At 62.5% G+C, this 20,404-nt stretch carries 15 protein-coding genes; 6 read left to right on the forward strand and 9 right to left on the reverse strand.

The window, feature by feature from the left end; translation table 11 throughout:
- Positions 1–2: 2 nt before the first annotated feature.
- The 9 genes from nuoJ to L8I05_RS04875 all read right to left on the reverse strand — a co-directional run bounded on the left by nuoJ (position 3) and on the right by L8I05_RS04875 (position 9,739).
- Positions 3–506, reverse strand: coding sequence for an NADH-quinone oxidoreductase subunit J (gene nuoJ / locus L8I05_RS04835; protein WP_003174726.1), 504 nt, complete (start codon positions 504–506; stop codon positions 3–5).
- Between the two features lie 9 nt (positions 507–515).
- Positions 516–1,064, reverse strand: coding sequence for an NADH-quinone oxidoreductase subunit NuoI (nuoI, locus tag L8I05_RS04840; protein ID WP_003174725.1), 549 nt, complete (start codon positions 1,062–1,064; stop codon positions 516–518).
- A gap of 11 nt (positions 1,065–1,075) precedes the next feature.
- On the reverse strand, positions 1,076–2,083 hold the full coding sequence (gene nuoH, locus L8I05_RS04845) for an NADH-quinone oxidoreductase subunit NuoH (protein ID WP_053256843.1): 1,008 nt from the start codon (positions 2,081–2,083) through the stop codon (positions 1,076–1,078).
- Entirely contained in the window at positions 2,080–4,794 is a 2,715-nt protein-coding gene (gene nuoG, locus L8I05_RS04850) for an NADH-quinone oxidoreductase subunit NuoG (RefSeq protein ID WP_242167376.1), read from the reverse strand. Before nuoG ends, nuoH begins: the two co-directional genes overlap by 4 nt.
- 134 nt (positions 4,795–4,928) lie before the next feature.
- Complete coding sequence (nuoF, locus tag L8I05_RS04855) at positions 4,929–6,287, reverse strand: NADH-quinone oxidoreductase subunit NuoF (protein ID WP_106579872.1); 1,359 nt, start codon at positions 6,285–6,287, stop codon at positions 4,929–4,931.
- Entirely contained in the window at positions 6,284–6,781 is a 498-nt protein-coding gene (gene nuoE / locus L8I05_RS04860; RefSeq protein WP_003174721.1) for an NADH-quinone oxidoreductase subunit NuoE, read from the reverse strand. Before nuoE ends, nuoF begins: the two co-directional genes overlap by 4 nt.
- Positions 6,782–6,783: 2 nt before the next feature.
- Positions 6,784–8,568: an NADH-quinone oxidoreductase subunit C/D gene (gene nuoC / locus L8I05_RS04865; protein ID WP_233891178.1), complete on the reverse strand. Its 1,785-nt coding sequence runs from the start codon at positions 8,566–8,568 to the stop codon at positions 6,784–6,786.
- 72 nt (positions 8,569–8,640) lie between these two features.
- Positions 8,641–9,315, reverse strand: a complete 675-nt coding sequence (locus tag L8I05_RS04870; protein WP_003174719.1) for an NADH-quinone oxidoreductase subunit B — start codon at positions 9,313–9,315, stop codon at positions 8,641–8,643.
- Positions 9,316–9,325: 10 nt separating this feature from the next.
- A complete protein-coding gene (locus L8I05_RS04875; protein WP_003219575.1) occupies positions 9,326–9,739 on the reverse strand; it encodes an NADH-quinone oxidoreductase subunit A in 414 nt (137 codons plus the stop codon).
- A 491-nt stretch (positions 9,740–10,230) separates the two neighbouring features.
- On the opposite strand from L8I05_RS04875, the gene lexA reads away from it, so the two are divergent.
- From lexA to uvrA, 6 genes are all read left to right on the forward strand, one after another.
- Positions 10,231–10,848 carry a transcriptional repressor LexA gene (gene lexA / locus L8I05_RS04880; RefSeq protein ID WP_094952635.1) on the forward strand — a complete coding sequence of 206 codons (618 nt, stop codon included), beginning with the start codon at positions 10,231–10,233 and terminating at the stop codon, positions 10,846–10,848.
- A complete protein-coding gene (gene imuA, locus L8I05_RS04885) occupies positions 10,848–11,462 on the forward strand; it encodes a translesion DNA synthesis-associated protein ImuA (protein ID WP_242167377.1) in 615 nt (204 codons plus the stop codon). The genes lexA and imuA overlap by 1 nt, the downstream gene beginning before the upstream one ends.
- A 7-nt stretch (positions 11,463–11,469) precedes the next feature.
- Complete coding sequence (locus L8I05_RS04890) at positions 11,470–12,885, forward strand: DNA polymerase Y family protein (protein ID WP_242167378.1); 1,416 nt, start codon at positions 11,470–11,472, stop codon at positions 12,883–12,885.
- Positions 12,861–15,953 (forward strand): error-prone DNA polymerase, encoded by a 3,093-nt coding sequence (locus L8I05_RS04895; RefSeq protein ID WP_242167379.1) that lies wholly within the window; start codon positions 12,861–12,863, stop codon positions 15,951–15,953. The genes L8I05_RS04890 and L8I05_RS04895 overlap by 25 nt, the downstream gene beginning before the upstream one ends.
- Before the next feature lie 126 nt (positions 15,954–16,079).
- Positions 16,080–17,780 (forward strand): ATP-binding protein, encoded by a 1,701-nt coding sequence (locus tag L8I05_RS04900; RefSeq protein ID WP_242167380.1) that lies wholly within the window; start codon positions 16,080–16,082, stop codon positions 17,778–17,780.
- Positions 17,781–17,788: 8 nt separating this feature from the next.
- Positions 17,789–20,308 carry an excinuclease ABC subunit UvrA gene (uvrA, locus tag L8I05_RS04905; protein WP_242167381.1) on the forward strand — a complete coding sequence of 840 codons (2,520 nt, stop codon included), beginning with the start codon at positions 17,789–17,791 and terminating at the stop codon, positions 20,306–20,308.
- Positions 20,309–20,404 lie beyond the last annotated feature (96 nt).

Genomic DNA, 20,404 nt, shown 5'->3' on the forward strand with positions numbered 1-20,404 from the left:
CGTCATTGCTCCTTGGCTTCGTTGCGGCCCAAGTGGAAGGCGGTGATGGCTGCAGCGAGCAGCAGCATCGAAGCCAGTTCGACCACCAGCAGGTACGGGCCGAACAGGCTGATGCCCACGGCTTTGGCGTCTACGGTGGTGTGGCCGATGGCCTGGCCGCTCTGGTGAGCGAACAGCACATACAGCAGTTCACCCAGCAGCAGCGCTGCCAGGACAACCGGGCCGAGCCAGATGCCGGGCTTGAGCCAGACGCGTTCCTGGGCGACCGAAGCCGGCCCCAGGTTGAGCATCATCACCACAAACACGAACAGCACCATGATGGCGCCGGCGTAGGCGATCACTTCCAGAACACCGGCGAACGGTGCGCCGAGGCTGAAAAAGGTCATGGCCACGGCGATCAGCGAAATGATCAGGTAGAGCAGGGCGTGCACGGGGTTGGTGTTGGTGATCACGCGAAGCGTGGACACCACTGCAATACCCGACGCGAAATAGAAAGCGAATTCCATCTTTCTTCCTTAAGGCAGCAAGCTCTTCACGTTGATCGGCTCGGCTTCGTTTTGTGCGGCGCCCTTCGGCTTACCGGCAACGGCCATACCTGCAACACGATAGAAGTTGTAATCAGGGTTTTTACCGGGACCAGAGATCAGCAGATCTTCTTTCTCGTACACCAGGTCCTGACGTTTGAACTCGGCCATCTCGAAATCCGGTGTCAGCTGGATCGCGGTGGTCGGGCAAGCTTCCTCGCAGAGGCCGCAGAAAATGCAGCGCGAGAAGTTGATGCGGAAGAAGTCCGGGTACCAGCGACCGTCTTCGGTTTCAGCTTTCTGCAGGGAGATACAACCCACCGGGCACGCCACGGCGCACAGGTTGCAGGCTACGCAACGCTCTTCGCCGTCGGGGTCGCGGGTCAGCACGATGCGGCCGCGATAGCGCGGCGGCAGGTACACCGCTTCTTCCGGGTATTGCAGGGTGTCGCGTTTGCGGAAGCCATGGCCGAAAACCATCACCAGGCTTCGCAACTGGGTACCAGTACCCTTAACGATGTCGCCAATATATTTGAACATGGGTCAAATCCTCACTGAACCGCGCCGGCTGGCGTGTTCAACAACACAACAGCAGCCGTCACCAGCAAATTGATCAGGGTCAGCGGCAGGCAGAATCTCCAGCTGAAATCCATCACCTGGTCATAGCGTGGGCGCGGAATAGAGGCGCGCAGCAGGATGAACAGCATGATGAAGAACGCCGTCTTCAAGAAGAACCAGAAGAACGCCAGTTGCGGCAGGATGTTGAACGGGCCGTGCCAGCCGCCGAAGAACAGCGTGACCAGCAGTGCCGAGATCAAGATGATGCCGATGTATTCGCCAACGAAGAACATGCCCCATTTCATGCCGGCGTATTCAATGTGGTAACCGTCAGCCAGTTCCTGTTCTGCTTCCGGTTGGTCGAACGGGTGACGGTGAGTCACGGCGACGCCAGCGATGAAGAAGGTACAGAAGCCGAAAAACTGCGGAATGATGAACCACAGGTTCTGCGCCTGGTACTCGACGATGTCGCGCATGTTGAACGAGCCGACCTGCACCACGATGCCCATCAGCGCCAGGCCCATGAACACTTCGTAAGACACGGTCTGGGCCGAAGCCCGCAAGCTGCCCAGCAGGGCGAACTTGTTGTTGCTCGACCAACCGGCGAACAGCACCGCGTAGACCGACAGACCGGCCATGGCGAAGAAGAACAGCAAGCCGATGTTCAGGTCCGCCACGCCCCAGGTCGGGGTGATCGGGATGACCGCGAAGGCGATCAGCAAGGCGCTCATGGCCACGACCGGTGCCAGGGTGAAGATCACCTTGTCGGCAAACGGCGGGGTCCAGTCTTCCTTGAAGAACATTTTCAGCATGTCGGCAGCGATCTGGAACATGCCGAACGGGCCAACGCGGTTCGGACCATAACGGTCCTGCCACCAGCCCAGCAGGCGACGTTCGACGAAGCTGAGCAGGGCGCCCGCAACGACCACGGCCAACAGGATCACGATGGCCTTGACGACCGAGATGATCACGTCGATCACTTCAGGGGTGAACCAGGTCATTGCGCTGCCTCCTGCAGACCGTCAACGGTTTTGCCAAAGATCGCCGGCGGAATGCCCGCGAGGCCTTTAGGCAGTGCAACCAGGCCAGCACCCAACTCTTCATTGATGCGCAGCGGCAGACGCAGGGTCTGGCCGCCGACGGTCAAGCTCAGCAGGGCACCGTCGTTGACGCCCAGGCGGTCGGCTTCGGACTTGGCCACGGACACGTAAGCGGCCGGAATGCGCTCTTGTACCGGCGCGGCTTTGGAAGAGGTTTCTTCGCTGCCGAACAGGTGGAAGAACGGCACAACCTGCCAGGTGCCCTGGGCCGGGTTGAACGGACGCGGTACGGCTGCGAACCAGTTCAGCGCATCACCGGTGCTTTCGATCAGGCGGGTGCCTGGGTCGCCAGCGCGGATGTGACCACCGACTTCGTCCTGGAACTTGTTCCAGGCCTGTGGCGAGTTCCAGCCCGGCGACCAGGCGAAAGGCACCTGCTGACGCGGCTCAACCGAACCCGAGTAACCTTCCATGGAGAAGGCGAACGCGGTGTCGGGGTCTTGTGGGGTACGCGGTTCGTGCACGCTGATGTCGGCGCGCATGGCGGTACGCCCGGAGTAACGCAGCGGTTCACGGGCCAGTTTCATGCCCTTGATGCGGAACGAGGCGGACGGTGCAGCGTCGACGATACGTGCCAACTGCGGCGCGCTCGCGGCGGCAGCGGCCGTCACGTGGTCGAGCTGGGTCCAGTCGATCGGTTGGTTCAGCAAGGTGGCGCGCAGGGCATGCAGCCAGCGCCAGCCTTCGTGAACCAGGATGCTGGCGTCCATGTACTTCGGATCGAACACCTGGAAGAAGCGCTGGGCGCGGCCTTCCTGGCTGACCAGGGTACCGTCGCCTTCGGCGAAAGTAGCGGCTGGCAGGACCAGGTCGGCACGTTCGCTGGTGGCGGTCTTCTGGTGGTCGGCCACGATCAGCACTTTGGCAGCGTCCAGCGCGGCGTCGACCTTGGCCGAATCCGTGCGGGTGTACAGGTCGTTTTCCAGTACCACGATGGCGTCGGCTTTACCGTCAGTCACGGCTTGCAGCGCGGCATCCAGCGATTCGCCACCGAGCATGGCCAGGCCAAGGCTGTTGGCTTCCGGCACGACCAGGCTGATGGAACCGTTCTTGTCGCGCAGCTTCAAGGCTTTGGCGATGTTGGCAGCGGCTTCGATCAGCGCTTTGGAACCCAACGAGGTGCCGGCAATGATCAATGGGCGCTTGGCGGCCAGCAGGGCGTCGGCGATGCGTTGGGCCAGTTCACCGGCTTCAGCGTCCAGGCCTTCGACGGCAGGCGCGCTGGCGTCCAGGGCGTGCGCCACGGCGAAACCGATGCGGGCCAGGTCGTCTGGGGCGGCGTGGACGCATTCTTCGGCGATATCGTCGAGCTTGGTTTCTGCCAGGCTTGCAATAAACAGCGGGTTCAGCGCGTGCTGGCCGATGTTTTTCACCGCAGCGTCGAGCCAAGGCTGGACGCGCATGGCATCGGCCATGTCTTCAGCTTTGCCTTTGACCGACTGACGCAGCGACAGCGCGATACGCGCGGCGGTCTGGGTCAGGTCTTCGCCGAGCACGAAAATCGCGTCGTGGTCTTCGATGTCGCGCATGTTCGGAACCGGCAGCGGGCTGTCGTTCAGTACTTGCAGGACCAGGCGGATGCGCTCCAATTCACCGGCTTCGATACCGGAGTAGAAGTGCTCGGCGCCGACCAACTCGCGCAACGCGTAGTTGCTTTCGAGGCTGGCGCGGGGCGAGCCGATACCGACGATGTTGCGGCCACGCAGCAGGTCGGCGGCTTTATCCAGCGCGTCGTCCAGGCTCAGCTTGGCGCCATCGGCCAGCAGTGGCTGGCGCGGGCGGTCTTCGCGGTTGACGTAGCCATAGCCGAAACGACCACGGTCGCAGAGGAAGTACTGGTTGACCGAACCGTTGAAGCGGTTTTCGATCCGACGCAGTTCACCGTAGCGCTCGCCCGGGGAGATGTTGCAACCGCTGGAGCAGCCATGGCAGATGCTCGGCGAGAATTGCATGTCCCACTTACGGTTGTAGCGCTCGGAGTGGGTCTTGTCGGTGAACACACCGGTCGGGCAGACCTCGGTGAGGTTGCCGGAGAACTCGCTCTCAAGCACACCGTCTTCAACGCGACCGAAGTACACGTTGTCGTGGGCGCCGAATACGCCGAGGTCGGTGCCGCCGGCGTAGTCTTTATAGAAACGCACGCAGCGGTAGCAGGCGATGCAGCGGTTCATTTCGTGGGAAATGAACGGGCCGAGGTCCTGGTTCTGGTGGGTGCGCTTGGTGAAACGATAGCGGCGCTCGTTGTGGCCGGTCATCACCGTCATGTCTTGCAAGTGGCAGTGACCGCCTTCCTCACAGACCGGGCAGTCGTGCGGGTGGTTGGTCATCAGCCATTCGACAACGCTGGCGCGGAACGCCTTGGATTCTTCATCTTCGATGGAGATCCAGGTGTTGTCGGTGGCTGGGGTCATGCAGGACATGACGATACGACCACGGGTGTCGTTCTCGTCGGTGTACTGCTTGACCGCACACTGGCGACAGGCACCGACGCTACCAAGAGCGGGGTGCCAGCAGAAATAAGGGATGTCGAGGCCTAGTGAGAGACATGCCTGTAACAGGTTGTCTGCCCCATCGACTTCGAGCGCTTTGCCGTCTACGTGGATAGTGGCCATGGTTCAAAGTTCTTCGTTGGCCCGTTGTCAGCGGGCGTGGCTAATGGAATCTTGTTATTCATGTGCATCTACACAGCCATAAAGGCGTCAGCACATGAGAAAGCGAAGGGCACGGACCCTTCGCTCTTTAAACGTTACGCACCAACCATGGTTGGTGTGACCACCTGATTCAGATCGCCAGCGCGCGCAGGTGCGATGCCAGCCTCGAATTCAGAGCGGAAGTATTTGATTGCGCTGCCCAATGGTTCCACGGCGCCCGGTGCGTGAGCACAGAAAGTCTTGCCTGGGCCGAGGAAACCGACCAGACCCAGCAGGGTCTCGATGTCGCCTGGCTGGCCTTCGCCTTTCTCGATCGCCATCAAGAGCTTCACGCTCCAGGGCAGACCGTCACGGCACGGGGTGCAGAAACCGCAGGATTCGCGGGAGAAGAACTGCTCCATGTTGCGCAGCAGCGAGACCATGTTCACGGTGTTGTCCACCGCCATCGCCAGGCCCGTACCCATCCGGGTGCCGACCTTGCCGATGCCGCCGGCATACATTTGTGCGTCCAGGTGCTCAGGGAGCAGGAAGCCGGTGCCGGCGCCGCCTGGTTGCCAGGCTTTCAAGGTATAGCCGTCGCGCATGCCGCCGGCGTAGTCCTCGAACAGCTCGCGGGCGGTCACGCCGAATGGCAGCTCCCACAGGCCAGGGTTCTTGACCTTGCCGGAGAAGCCCATGAGCTTGGTGCCCATGTCTTCGCTGCCTTCGCGGGCCAACGATTTGTACCAGTCCACGCCGTCGGCAATGATCGCCGGCACGTTGCACAGGGTTTCAACGTTGTTCACGCACGTCGGCTTGCCCCACACGCCCACGGCGGCAGGGAAGGGCGGCTTGGAACGCGGGTTGGCGCGGCGGCCTTCGAGGGAGTTGATCAGTGCGGTTTCTTCACCGCAGATGTAACGCCCGGCGCCGGTGTGCACGAACAGTTCGAAGTCAAAACCGGAACCCAGGATGTTCTTGCCCAAAAGGCCTGCAGCCTTGGCTTCTTCCACGGCACGGGTGAGGTGCTTGGCGGCGGTGGTGTATTCGCCACGCAGGAAGATGTAGCCACGGTAGGTTTTCAGCGCGCGGGCACTGATCAGCATGCCTTCGATCAGCAGATGGGGCAGTTGCTCCATCAGCATGCGGTCTTTCCAGGTGTTCGGCTCCATTTCATCCGCGTTGCACAGCAGGTAGCGGATGTTGATGGATTCGTCCTTGGGCATCAGGCCCCACTTCACGCCCGTGGGGAAGCCAGCACCGCCGCGACCTTTAAGGCCGGCGTCTTTCACGGTCTGGACGATATCGTCCTGGGCCATGTCGGCGAAGGCCTTGCGCGCAGCGGCGTAACCGTTCTTGGCCTGGTATTCGTCGAGCCATACCGGCTCGCCGTCGTCACGCAGGCGCCAGGTCAGCGGGTGAGTCTCGGCCGAACGCTTGATCAGGTTGGCCGGGCCGAAAGATGTAAGGGTCATGGGTAGCCCTCGAGCAATTGGGTCACGCCAGCAGGCTGCACGTCACCGAATGTGTCGTCGTCGATCATCAACGCCGGCGCCTTGTCGCAGTTGCCCAGGCAGCACACCGGCAGCAGCGTGAAGCGGCCGTCCGGAGTGGTTTGGCCCAGGCCAATGCCCAGCTTGTTCTGGATCTCGCTGACCACCGACTCGTGACCACCGATGTAGCAGACCATGCTGTCGCACACGCGAATAATGTGGCGACCCACCGGCTGGCGGAAGATCTGGCTGTAGAACGTGGCCACACCTTCAACGTCGCTGGCCGGGATGCCAAGGATTTCGCCGATGGCGTAGAGGGCGCCGTCCGGCACCCAGCCACGTTCCTTCTGCACGATCTTCAAGGCTTCGATCGACGCCGCGCGCGGGTCTTCGTAGTGATGCAGCTCGTGCTCGATGGCCGAGCGCTCGGTTTCACTGAGGGTGAAACGGTCTGTCTGGATAAGCGTGCTGTTCATGCTTAGCGGTCCACGTCGGCCATAACGAAATCGATACTACCCAGGTACGCAATCAAGTCCGCGACCATCTCGCCTTTGATCACCGAAGGGATCTGCTGCAAGTGGGCAAAACTTGGGGTACGAATCCGGGTGCGGTAGCTCATGGTGCCGCCATCGCTCGTCAGGTAATAACTGTTGATACCCTTGGTCGCTTCGATCATCTGGAAGGATTCGTTGGCCGGCATTACCGGGCCCCACGAAACTTGCAGGAAGTGCGTGATCAGGGTTTCGATGTGCTGCAGCGTGCGTTCTTTCGGCGGCGGCGTGGTCAGCGGGTGATCCGCCTTGTACGGGCCGGCCGGCATGTTGCGCATGCACTGCTCGATGATCTTCAGGCTCTGGCGCATTTCTTCGACGCGCACGATGCAACGGTCGTAGGCATCGCCGTTGGCCGCCAGCGGCACTTCGAATTCGAAGTTCTCGTAGCCGGAGTACGGGCGTGCTTTACGCAGGTCGAAGTCGCAGCCGGTGGAACGCAGGCCGGCACCGGTGACGCCCCATTCCAGGGCCTCTTTGGTGTTGTACTGCGCGACGCCGATGGTGCGGCCTTTAAGGATGCTGTTGTCGAGGGCGGCTTTCTGGTACTCGTCCAGACGCTTGGGCATCCAGTCGATGAATTCCTTGACCAGGCGCTCCCAGCCGTTCGGCAGGTCGTGCGCCACACCGCCGATGCGATACCAGGCCGGGTGCAGGCGGAAACCGGTGATGGCTTCGATGACCTTGTAGGCGCGTTGACGGTCGGTGAAGGTAAAGAACACCGGAGTCATGGCGCCGACGTCCTGGATGTAGGTACCCAGGAACAGCAGGTGGCTGGTGATCCGGAAGAACTCGGCCATCATGATGCGGATGGTGTCGACGCGGTCTGGCACTTTAATGCCGGCCAGCTTCTCGACCGAGAGCACGTACGGCAGGTTGTTCATCACGCCGCCGAGGTAGTCGATACGGTCGGTGTACGGGATGAAGCTGTGCCAGGATTGGCGCTCGGCCATTTTTTCGGCACCACGGTGGTGGTAGCCGATGTCCGGCACGCAGTCGACGATTTCTTCGCCGTCCAGTTGCAGGATGATACGGAAGGCACCGTGAGCCGAAGGGTGGTTCGGGCCCAGGTTGAGGAACATGTAGTCCTCGTTGGTGCCGGAGCGTTTCATGCCCCAGTCTTCCGGACGGAAGCGCGCAGCCTCTTCTTCAAGCTGTTGCTTGGCGAGGTTGAGGCTGAACGGATCGAATTCGGTGGCGCGCGCCGGGAAGTCCTTGCGCAGCGGGTGACCTTCCCAGGTCGGCGGCATCATGATGCGCGTCAGGTGCGGGTGGCCCGGGAAGTCGATGCCGAACATGTCCCAGACTTCACGCTCGTACCAGCTGGCGTTCGGCCAGATACCGGTCACGGTCGGCACGCTCAGGTCGCTCTCGGACAGCGCCACCTTGATCATCACGTCGCTGTTACGTTCGATCGACAGCAGGTGATAGAACACGGTGAAATCGGCGCCGCTCGGCAGCCCCTGGCGCTTGGTGCGCAGACGCTCGTCCACGCCATGCAGGTCATAGAGCATGACGTACGGCTTGGGCAGGTTGCGTAGGAAGGTCAGGACTTCGACGAGCTTGGCGCGCGCCACCCACAGCACCGGCATACCGGTGCGTGTGGCCTGGGCGGTGAAGGCGTCAGGGCCAAAACGGTTATTGAGTTCGACGACCACATCCTGGTCGTCTGCCTTATAAGGCGGGATGCGTCGAGCACTGCCTGTAGTCATGGTTTTTTATCGCTTTCGGTCAACGTAAAGAATGAAGCCAGGTTTTCGTTCTATAAAAGAAGCGGTGCTGGATCAGACTTCGTCGGGGCTGCGCAGGTTGGTGACTGCGATTCGCTGTTCGCGGCGCTGTTCCTTTTGCGACGGCATCTCGGCGCGGTACACGCCTTGATCACCGACGACCCAGGAAAGCGGGCGACGCTCCTTGCCAATCGATTCCTGCAGCAGCATCAAGCCTTGCAGGAATGCTTCAGGGCGGGGCGGGCAGCCAGGCACGTAGACGTCCACGGGCAGGAACTTGTCCACCCCTTGAACGACGGAGTAGATGTCGTACATGCCACCGGAGTTGGCGCACGAACCCATGGAGATAACCCACTTCGGCTCGAGCATTTGCTCGTAGAGACGCTGAATGATCGGCGCCATCTTGATAAAGCAGGTTCCGGCGATAACCATGAAATCCGCCTGGCGCGGTGATGCCCGGATAACTTCGGCGCCAAAGCGCGCGATATCGTGGGGCGCCGTGAAGGCGGTGGTCATTTCCACGTAGCAGCACGAAAGACCGAAGTTGTACGGCCACAGGGAGTTCTTGCGTCCCCAGTTGACCGCGCCACTCAGCACGTCTTCCAGCTTGCCCATGTAGATGTTTTTGTGGACTTGGTCTTCTAACGGGTCGGAAACGGTTTCGCGTTCGCCGATTGGGTACTGCTCGTTAGGAGCATCCGGGTCGATCCTGGTGAGATTGTATTGCATCGCCAAAGCCTCATTGTTTCAGCTTCGCTTGCCGCTTGCGACGAGCTTCCGGAGCCCAATCAAGGGCGCCCACTCGAAATAGGTAGACAAGGCCTGCCAACAGAATTGCTATGAAAACGAGGGCTTCGACGAATCCGGTCCAGCCGCTTTCGCGGACGGACACAGACCAGGCAAAGAGAAAGAGGGCTTCGATATCGAAGATCACGAACAGCATCGCGACCAGATAGAATTTGGCTGAGAGCCGCAAGCGGGCGCCACCTGTAGGCAGCATGCCGGACTCGAACGGTTCATTTTTGCTGCGGCCCCAGGCTTTTGACCCGAGGAGGCTGGAGACACCAAGCATGAAGGCGCAAAGGCCGACAACACCGAGGAGGAAAATGGCAAAGCCCCAGTTGTGGGCCATGAGTCCTGTCGCTTCGGTCATGCTGGAAATCCTTAACAGAGAGCAAAGGTCTCTGAGCTCGAAAAAGTAACGATGCAGTGACGATATGTCGCACTGCAATCAATCGCGGTGATTTTATGGCTAAACACCGGGCAAGTAAAATTCCTATAGCGAAATTATTCGATGGAATAAGCACATAGTGCACCTTCTTGGGGCTGTAGCCCTTGCGTGGCGGGCATTAGCGGGCTTTTTATCAAATATGTTTTGTTTAACCAGTAACGAAGTTTTCATGGGCTAAATGATAATGAATATTGTTTGCGTGGGTTTTAAGCGGATGGGTGTGGTGTAACGGGGGAAGTTGCTGTTACTTGCTAGAGTGCCGCTAGTTCATGCAGGGGATCTTTTAACCGATTTTATTCAGGTGAATACCGCTCTGGATCAATGTTTTGCCAGAAACCGGGTAGCAATGAGCTCAATCACCCTCTCGGCCCCCGACTGATGGCTATTGTCAGAAAATTCCCACAAGAGTACAAATGTACTCCATGACGACTCTGACTCCCCGCCGCACCGCCATCCTGACCTTTATCCGCGACCGCATCGCGCAACAAGGCCAACCGCCCAGCCTCGCCGAGATCGCCGAGGCGTTCGGCTTCGCCTCGCGCAGTGTCGCGCGCAAGCACGTGGTGGCGCTCACCGAAGCCGGCTTCATTGAGGTCAACCCCAACCAGGCACGCGGTATCCGCCTGCTCAACCAACCGGCTCGCCCCGAATGGCTGGACGTGCCGGTCCTCGGCCGTGTTGCGGCGGGGTTGCCCATCGGCGCCGACGCCGAAGTGCACAACCGCCTGCAACTCGACCCCGCCACCTTCGCGAAAACCCCGGACTACCTGCTGCGGGTCCAGGGCGATTCAATGATCGAAGACGGTATCCTCGACGGCGACCTGGTCGGCGTACGCCGCAGTGCCGAAGCCTTGAACGGCCAGATTGTAGTGGCGCGCCTGGACGGCGAAGTCACCATCAAACGCTTTGAACGCCATGGCGAGCATGTGCGCCTGCTGCCGCGTAACCCCGCGTATCAACCCATCGTGGTCGGGCCTGATCAGGACCTGGCCATCGAAGGGGTGTTCTGCGGCCTGGTGAGGCAAGGCTGATGGGCGCCGTCGTTGCCCTCGACGCGCTGTTCAATGGCGGCCGCGTCTGGAAGGGCCGGCCCGCCGCGCCACCGGCCAGCGTGCACCCCACTGGGCTGGCGGCGCTGGACGCGGTACTGCCCACGGGTGGCTGGCCGGAATCGGCGTTGAGCGAAATATTGATGGCCAAGGAAGGTGTCGGCGAACTGCAATTGGTCTTGCCGACCCTGGCGCGGCTGTCGGCGGCAGGCGAGCGCATTGTGCTGGTCGCGCCACCTTATACGCCGTACCCGCACGCCTGGCAGAACGCCGGGGTGGACTTGCGCCAGCTCTCGGTGATCCAGGCCGAGGAGCGCGATGCCTTATGGGCAGTCGAGCAATGCCTGCGGTCCGGCAGTTGCGGCGCGGTGTTGTGCTGGCCGCGCAAGGCCGATGACCGTGCTTTGCGCCGTTTGCAGGTGGCGGCCGAAACCGGCCAGACCCTGGCGTTTGCCTGGCGCGCTTTAAATGAAGCGGTGAATGCCTCACCCGCCGCCTTGCGCCTGGCCGTTGAGGCAAAACCCGCGCAAGTGCGCGTGCTCAAGTGCCGCGGTGGGCTGGCCCATCCGGCGCCGATTGCGCTGGCGGGGCACTGAGGTTGCCATGCGCTGGGTGTGTATTGTGTTCCCGCAATTGGCGCTGGACGGGGTGCAGCGTGTGCACCCCGAGCCCGACCAACCCCTCGCGTTGCTGGCCGGCACGCCGCAGCGCCGCGTGCTGCAAACCGTCAATGATGCCGCCCGCGCCTTGGGCCTGCGCCCCGGTCAATCGCTGACGGCAGCGCATGCGCTGGCCAAGACCTTCGCCAGTGCCGAATATGACCCCGCCGAGATCGAGCGCTGGCAGCAGTTTCTCGCGGCCTGGGCCTACCGTTTCAGTTCCCAGGTCAGCCTGTATTACCCGCGCGCCTTGTTGTTCGAGATCGAATCGAGCCTGGGCCTGTTCGGGCCGTGGCCGCAGTTCGAGGCGCGGTTGCGCAAGGAGTTGACCGAGCTGGGCTTTCGCCACCGTATCGTCGCCGCGCCCAACCCGGCAGCGGCGCGGGTGCTGGCGAATCTTTACGATGGCCTGGCCGTGGCCGACGATCACGCCTTGCTGCAAGCCCTGGCACCACTGCCGATTGACCGCGCCGGCCTCGACCCGCAGGCCGCCACGGCCTTATCACGCATGGGCCTGCGCAGCCTCGCCCAGGTGCAGGCGTTGCCCCGGCACACCCTGGCGCGGCGCTTTGACGCCAGCCTGCTCAAACACCTGGATGCGCTGACCGGGCAACGCCCGCTGGCGATGGCGTTCTATCAGCCGCCGGACCAGTTCGATGTGCGCATCGAGCTGAATTTCGACGTGCAATCCCATCAGGCGCTGCTGTTTCCGTTACGTCGGTTGACGGGCGACCTGTCCGCCTTCCTCTGCGGCCGCGACAGTGGCGTGCAGCGCTTCGACCTGCACCTGGAGCACGCCCAGGCGCCCGACAGCGTGATCAAAGTCGGCCTGCTCAGCGCCGAACGCGAACCGGCGATGCTCTTTGAACTGGCCCGAGGGCGCCTCGAGCAGGTGCAAGTGACCTCGCCGGTACGCGGCTTTCGCCTGGTGGCCCAGGACTTGCCGGTGTTCGTGCCACAGCGCCAGGACCTGTTCGACGACCGCCCGCAACAGACCTTGCCCTGGGAGCAACTGCGCGAACGCCTGCGTGCGCGCCTTGGCGATGAGGCGGTGCAAGGCTTGCGCTTTCATGCCGACCATCGCCCCGAATGCGCCTGGCAAGCGGCCGCCGATAACCGTGTGTGCCCCACCTTGAACAAGGTGCAACGCCCTGGCTGGTTATTGCCCGAACCGACTTTGCTGGCCGAGCAGGGCGTGCAGATTCTGATGGGCCCGGAACGCATCGAGTCCGGCTGGTGGGATGGCGCCGATGTGCGTCGCGACTATTACCTGATCCAGACCCGCGCCGGGCAGCAAGGCTGGGCCTATCGCCACGTCGGGCAAAACGACGGGCTGTGGCTGCAAGGCTGGTTTGCATGAACTACGCCGAGCTGCATTGCCTGTCCAATTTCAGTTTCCAGCGCGGCGCGTCGAGTGCGCTGGAATTGTTCGAGCGGGCCAGGCGCCAAGGCTATAGCGCCTTGGCAATCACCGACGAATGCACCTTGGCCGGCATCGTGCGGGCCTGGCAGGCGGCGAAGGCGGTGGACATGCCGCTGATCATCGGCAGCGAGGTGCGCATCGAAAACGGCCCGAAACTGGTGTTGCTGGTAGAAAACCTCAGCGGCTACCAGCACCTGTGCCGCCTGATCACTGTGGCCCGACGCCGCGCCGAGAAAGGCAGCTATCGCCTGTTGCAGGAAGACTTCGAGCAGCCGCTGCCCGGCCTGTTGGCGCTGTGGGTGGCCGAAGACAACGATACCCAAGCCTCGATCCAATGGCTGCGCCGCACGTTTGCCGAACGCCTGTGGCTGGCGGTGCAATTGCATTGCGGCCAGGACGACGCGCGCCATCTGCAACAGCGCCTGGCCTTGGCCGCCAGCCTGAACATTCGCGCAGTGGCCTGCGGTGATGTGCATATGCATGCGCGTGGCCGCCGCGCCCTGCAAGACACCATGACCGCCATCCGCCATCACGTCACGGTGGCCGACGCCGGCACGCGCCTGCACCCCAATGGCGAGCGGCACCTGCGCAGTCTCGACGCCCTGGCCGCGCTGTACCCGCAAGCCTTGCTCGACGAAACCCTGGCCATCGCGCAGCGCTGCACCTTCGACCTCAGCCAATTGCGCTACCACTACCCGCGCGAGTTGGTGCCCGAAGGCCAGGATGCGCAATCCTGGCTGCGCCAGCTCACCGAAGAGGGCATCGCCCAGCGCTGGCCGCAGGGTGTTGACGCCAAGACCTTGCAGCAGATCAACCATGAGCTGGCGCTGATCAGCGAACTGGGCTACGAAAGTTATTTCCTCACCGTGCACGACATCGTGCGCTTCGCCCGCAGCCGTTCGATCCTGTGCCAGGGCCGGGGCTCGGCGGCCAACTCGGCGGTGTGTTTTGCCTTGGGCATCACCGAAATCGACCCGAGCCTGATGAACATGCTGTTCGAGCGCTTCCTGTCCAAGGAGCGCAACGAGCCGCCGGATATCGACGTCGACTTCGAACACGAGCGCCGTGAAGAAGTGCTGCAGTACGTGTTCCAGCGCTACGGCCGCACCCGCGCGGCCTTGACGGCGGTGGTCAGCAGCTACCACGCGGCCGGTGCGGTGCGCGATGTGGCCAAGGCCCTCGGCTTGCCGCCCGACCAGATTAACGCCTTGGCTGAATGCTGCGGGCGCTGGAGTGAAGATGCGCCGCCTTTGGAGCGATTGCGCGAAGGCGGCTTCGACCCGCAAAGCCCGATCCTGCGCCGGGTGCTTACACTTACCCAACAGTTGATCGGCTTTCCCCGGCACTTGTCCCAGCACCCGGGCGGCTTTGTGATTTCCGAATACCCGCTGGACACCTTGGTGCCGGTGGAAAACGCCGCCATGGCCGAACGCACGATTATCCAGTGGGACAAGGACGACCTCGACGCCGTCGGCCTGCTCAAGGTGGATATTCTGGCCTTGGGCATGCTCAGTGCGATCCGCCGTTGCTTCGATTTGCTGCGTCGTCATCGCAACCTGGATTTGGCCCTGGCGACCATCCCCAAGGAAGACCCCGCGACCTACGCGATGATCAGCAAGGCCGACACCATCGGCGTGTTCCAGATCGAGTCGCGCGCGCAGATGTCGATGCTGCCCAGGCTCAAGCCGCAAAAATTCTACGACCTGGTGATCGAAGTCGCCATCGTGCGGCCCGGGCCGATCCAGGGCGGCATGGTGCATCCGTATCTGCGCAGGCGTAATAAAGAAGAGCCGACGACTTATCCATCCCCGCAACTGAAGGCGGTGCTGGAACGCACCCTGGGTGTGCCGCTGTTCCAGGAGCAGGTCATGCAGATCGCCATGGTCGCCGCCGACTACGGCCCCGGCGAGGCCGACCAATTGCGCCGCTCCATGGCCGCCTGGAAACGCCACGGCGGGCTGGAACCGCATCAGGAGCGCCTGCGCACCGGCATGCTAAAAAACGGCTACAGCGAAGCCTTTGCCGCGCAGATCTTCGAGCAGATCAAAGGCTTTGGCAGCTACGGCTTTCCCGAGTCCCATGCGGCCAGTTTTGCCTTGCTCACCTACGCCAGTTGCTGGCTCAAATGCCACGAGCCGGCAGCCTTTGCCTGTGCGCTGATCAACAGTTGGCCCATGGGCTTCTACAGCCCGGACCAGATCCTGCAGGATGCGCGGCGTCATCGCCTGCAGATTCGCCCGGTGGATGTGCTGGCCAGTGACTGGGATTGCAGCCTGGAACCCATCGACGGCCAGCAACCGGCGATTCGCATGGGTTTGCGCATGATCTCGGGGTTTCGCGAAGAGGATGGACGGCGCATCGAGGCAGCCCGCCAGCGCCGCACGTTCAGTGACATTGCCGACCTCGACGAGCGCGCCGGGCTGGATGCGCGCGCCCAGGCGCTGTTGGCGGACTCGGGCGCCTTGCGCGCCCTGGCGGGCAACCGGCACAAGGCGCGCTGGGACGTGGCGGGCGTGCATAAACAGCTTGGCTTGTTCGCCGGCCTGCCCAGCCCTGACGAAGCGGCGGTGGCGCTGCCGGCACCGACGGTCGGCGAGGACCTGCACGCCGACTACGCCACACTCGGCACCACCCTCGGCCCGCATCCGCTGGCGCTGCTGCGGGGTGAATTGCGCAAGCGCCGCTGCCGCAGCTCCCTTGAGCTGATGGCGGTAGAACATGGGCGCAATGTCAGCGTCGCCGGCCTGGTCACTGGCCGGCAGCGCCCAGGCACCGCCAGCGGAGTGACCTTCGTCACCCTGGAAGACGAATTCGGCAACCTCAATGTGGTGGTCTGGCGTGATCTGGCCGAGCGCCAGCGCCAGGCGTTGGTCGGTTCGCGGCTATTGAAAGTCGACGGGCGCTGGGAGGCGGTAGGCGAAGTGCGGCACTTGATTGCCGGGCGCCTGACCGACCTGACGCCGCTGCTGGAGGGCATTAATGTGCGCAGTCGGGATTTTCACTGAGGGGAGTTGCTCAGGTCTCCACGGATAAGCTATATGCAATGAAACGATTTATTGCCGCCAGGCTCCAAGTTTTTAGGAGTGGAACTGCGCCACGACTCCATCTTTCTCTTCGCCACGAGCCAATTGATGCAATTTTTATCCAACACCCATGGCTGCGAAGGCTGGGGCGGTGAAATGGCCCAGCGAATCCGCGCCTTCGATTGGTCGACCACCGACCTCGGCCCGATCGACGCCTGGCCCACCAGCCTGGTCAGCGCCGTGCAGATGCTGTTGGCATCGCCCGTGCCGATGGTGATGCTGTGGGGGCAAGCGGGGTACATGATCTATAACGACAGCTATTCGGTGTTGGCTGGTGGGCGGCATCCGTATCTGCTGGGCACGCCCGTGGAGCTGGGCTGGCCGGAAGTCGCCGATTTCAACCGGCATGTGCTGGACACCTGCCTGGCCGGCGGCACCTTGTCGTATAACGACAAGGCGCTGGTGCTGCTGCGCAATGGCCAGCCGGAAGAGGTGTGGATGGACCTCTATTACAGCCCTGTTGCCGGGGATAACCATCAACCGGCCGGCGTGCTCGCGATTGTGGTGGAGACCACCGCCCACGTGCAGTCCGAACGCGTGCGCCAGGAATTGACCCATAACCTGGAGCAACGCGTAGCCGCCGAAGTAAAGGCGCGTTCCGCCGCCGAAGCCCAACTGCGCCAATCGCAAAAGCTCGAAGCCATCGGTGGGCTGACCGGCGGCGTGGCCCACGACTTCAATAACCTGCTGCAAGTGATTGCCGGCAACCTGCACCTGTTGGCCCGGCATGAGCCGGAAAACGCCCAGGTACAGCGGCGGGTCTCGGCCGCCATTGCGGCGGTGGAACGCGGTGCCAAGCTGTCGTCGCAGCTGCTGGCGTTTGCGCGCCGCCAACCCTTGTCGCCGGCCGTCTATAACCCCCAGCGCATCTACGCAGGCTTGGGCGAATTGCTGCAGCGCGCATTGGGCGAAACCATTCATATCGATGTTCAATTGCCGCAAGATTCCTGGTGCATCAACGTCGACCGTAACCAGTTGGAAAACGCACTGCTCAACCTGGCGATCAATGCCCGCGATGCCATGCGCGGCGAAGGCGTGATTCGGATTACCGGCGAGAACATCATCCTCAACCCCGACGACTGCGCGGGCAAGAGCATCCGCCCTGGCGAGTATGTGCGCCTGGCCGTTACGGACATCGGTGTGGGCATGTCGCCGGCGATCCTGGCGCGGGTGTTCGAACCGTTTTTTACCACCAAGCGCGAAGGCCATGGCACCGGCCTGGGCCTGAGCATGGTGTTTGGTTTCGTCCGCCAAAGCGGCGGCCATGTCGAGGTGTGGAGCGAGGAAAGCAAGGGCACCGTGGTGCAGATGTATTTCCCGCGCAGCCTGGGCGAGGAGTGCCCGGACAGCCACGTCGAACCGGAGCCGCACCTGGTCGGGCAGGAGACGATTCTGGTGGTCGAGGACAACGAGGATGTGCGCGTGACGGTGGTGGAGTTGCTTGAGCAGTCGGGCTACACCGTGCTCACCGCCGAAGACGGCGACCGCGCCATGCAAGCGTTGCAGGGCGGCGTGCAGCCGGACCTGATCTTTACCGATGTGGTGATGCCGGGCCGGGTCAAAAGTACTGACCTGGCCGACTGGGCCCGCTCCCAGGTGCCGCCGGTGGCGGTGCTGTTTACCTCCGGGCATACCCGCGACATTCTCTCCAGCAATCACTTGCTGAGCCCCGACATTCATCTGCTGAGCAAGCCTTACAGCCCCGAAGCCCTGACACAACGGGTGCGCAGCGTGCTCACTGTTCGATAAGGTTTTCCATGACTTCACAGCGCAACTTTCCGCCGCTTACCGGCCAGCACTCAGGCTTTGTACGGGTGCGTGGCGCCCGCGAACATAACCTGCGCAACGTCGACGTGGACATTCCCCGCGACGCCTTGGTGGTGTTCACCGGCGTCTCGGGTTCCGGCAAGTCCTCGTTGGCGTTTTCCACGGTGTATGCCGAGGCCCAGCGCCGCTATTTCGAATCGGTGGCACCCTATGCGCGGCGCCTGATCGACCAGGTCGGCGTACCCGATGTGGATTCCATCGAGGGCCTGCCACCGGCCGTGGCCCTGCAACAGCAGCGCGGTACGCCGAGTGCGCGTTCGTCGGTGGGCAGCGTGACCACCTTGTCGAGCCTGATCCGCATGCTGTACTCGCGCGCCGGCAGTTATCCGCCAGGGCAGGCGATGCTGTATGCCGAAGACTTTTCGCCGAACCTGCCCCAGGGCGCGTGCCCGCAATGCCACGGCCTGGGCCGGGTGTACGAAGTGACCGAAGCGCTGATGGTGCCCGACCCCAGCCTGACCATCCGCCAGCGTGCGGTGGCGTCCTGGCCGTTGGCGTGGCAAGGGCAGAACCTGCGCGACATCCTCGTCACGCTCGGCTATGACGTGGATATTCCCTGGCGCGACCTGCCGAAAAAACAACGCGACTGGATCCTCTTTACCGAGGAAACCCCGACCGTGCCGGTGTATGCAGGCTTCAGTCCCGAACAGACCCGCGATGCTTTAAAACGCAAGCTGGAGCCGAGCTACCAGGGCACGTTCAGCGGCGCGCGGCGTTATATCCTGCACACCTTCACCCACACCCAAAGCGCGCTGATGAAAAAGCGCGTCTCGCAGTTCATGCAGGGCAGCGCCTGCCCGTTGTGCGAAGGCAAGCGGCTGACCAAGGCGGCGCTGTCGGTGAAGTTCGCCGGAGTGGATATCGGCGAGCTGTCACAACTGTCGCTGGCGCAGCTGGCCGAGCTGCTGCGGCCGGTCGCTGCGGGGCAGGACAAGATGAAACTGTCGGTGGAAAAACGTCTGGCCGCCCAGCGCATCGCCCAGGATTTGCTTGAGCGGGTCAGCACCTTGACTGAGCTGGGCCTGGGCTATTTGTCCCTGGAGCGCAGCACGCCGACATTATCGTCCGGGGAACTGCAGCGCCTGCGCCTGGCCACGCAATTGGGCTCGCAGTTGTTCGGCGTCATTTATGTGCTGGATGAACCGTCGGCCGGCCTGCACCCAGCGGATGGCGAAGCCTTGTTCACCGCCCTTGAGCGTCTCAAAGCGGCGGGCAATTCGCTGTTTGTGGTCGAGCATGACCTGGAAACCATGCGCCGCGCCGACTGGCTGATCGACGTCGGGCCGGCCGCCGGCGAACATGGCGGGCAGGTGCTGTACAGCGGCCCGCCTGCTGGCCTGGCGCAAATCGAAGCCTCGCAGACGCGTGAATATTTGTTCGCCGAGCCTCGGCCTTTGAACCCGTCACGCCGTGAGCCTTCCGGCTGGTTGAAACTTGAAGGCGTAACCCGTAACAACCTCAACGACCTGAGCGTGGATTTCCCCTTGGGCTGCTTCACGGCGGTGACCGGTATTTCCGGCTCGGGCAAATCCAGCCTGGTCAGCCAGGCGTTGCTGGAACTGGTGGGCACGGGCCTGGGCCGCGTGGTTGAAAGCGACGAGGAGCCCAGCCTGGAAGACGACACCCCGCAAAGCAGCGGTGGGCGTATCAGCGCGGGGCTTGAGCATATCCGCCGCCTGGTGCAGGTGGACCAGAAACCCATCGGCCGTACGCCGCGTTCCAACCTTGCGACTTACACCGGGCTGTTCGACAACGTGCGCAAACTGTTCGCCGCCACGCCGGCGGCGAAGAAGCGTCAGTATGACGCTGGGCAGTTCTCTTTCAACGTCGCCAAGGGCCGCTGCCCCAATTGCGAGGGCGAAGGGTTTGTCAGTGTTGAACTGCTGTTTATGCCCAGCGTGTACGCGCCATGCCCGACCTGCCACGGCGCGCGCTACAACCCTGAAACCCTGGCGGTCAAATGGCAGGGCTTGAACATCGCCCAAGTGCTGGCGCTGACGGTGGAGCAGGCAGTCGAGGTGTTCGCCGACCAGCCTGGCGTGTTGCGCTCGTTGCAGGTGCTGCGCGATATCGGCTTGGGGTATTTGCGCCTGGGCCAGCCGGCGACGGAGTTGTCCGGCGGTGAGGCGCAACGCATCAAGTTGGCCACCGAGCTGCAACGCAATGCGCGTGGCGCCACCTTGTATGTATTGGATGAGCCGACAACCGGGCTGCATCCACGGGATGTGGACCGCTTGCTCAGCCAGTTGAATCATCTGGTGGAAGCGGGGCATACGGTGGTGGTTGTGGAGCACGAGATGCGCGTTGTCGCGCAGAGTGACTGGGTGATTGATATCGGGCCGGGCGCCGGGGATTTGGGCGGGAAAGTGGTAGCCAGTGGCACGCCGCAGAAGGTTGCGAAGAGCAAGGGCAGCCGGACTGCGCCGTTCCTCAGCCGAGAACTGACCTGACTATCACTGCTTGATCAAATGTGGGAGCTGGCTTGCCTGCGATGACGGTACATCAGTCAACACAGTATTGGCTGAAAGCCCGCTATCGCAGGCAAG

Origin of the sequence: Pseudomonas sp. MONT-RG-20F-20-E-7-02 (assembly GCF_022662395.1) — a bacterium.
GTDB lineage: Bacteria > Pseudomonadota > Gammaproteobacteria > Pseudomonadales > Pseudomonadaceae > Aquipseudomonas.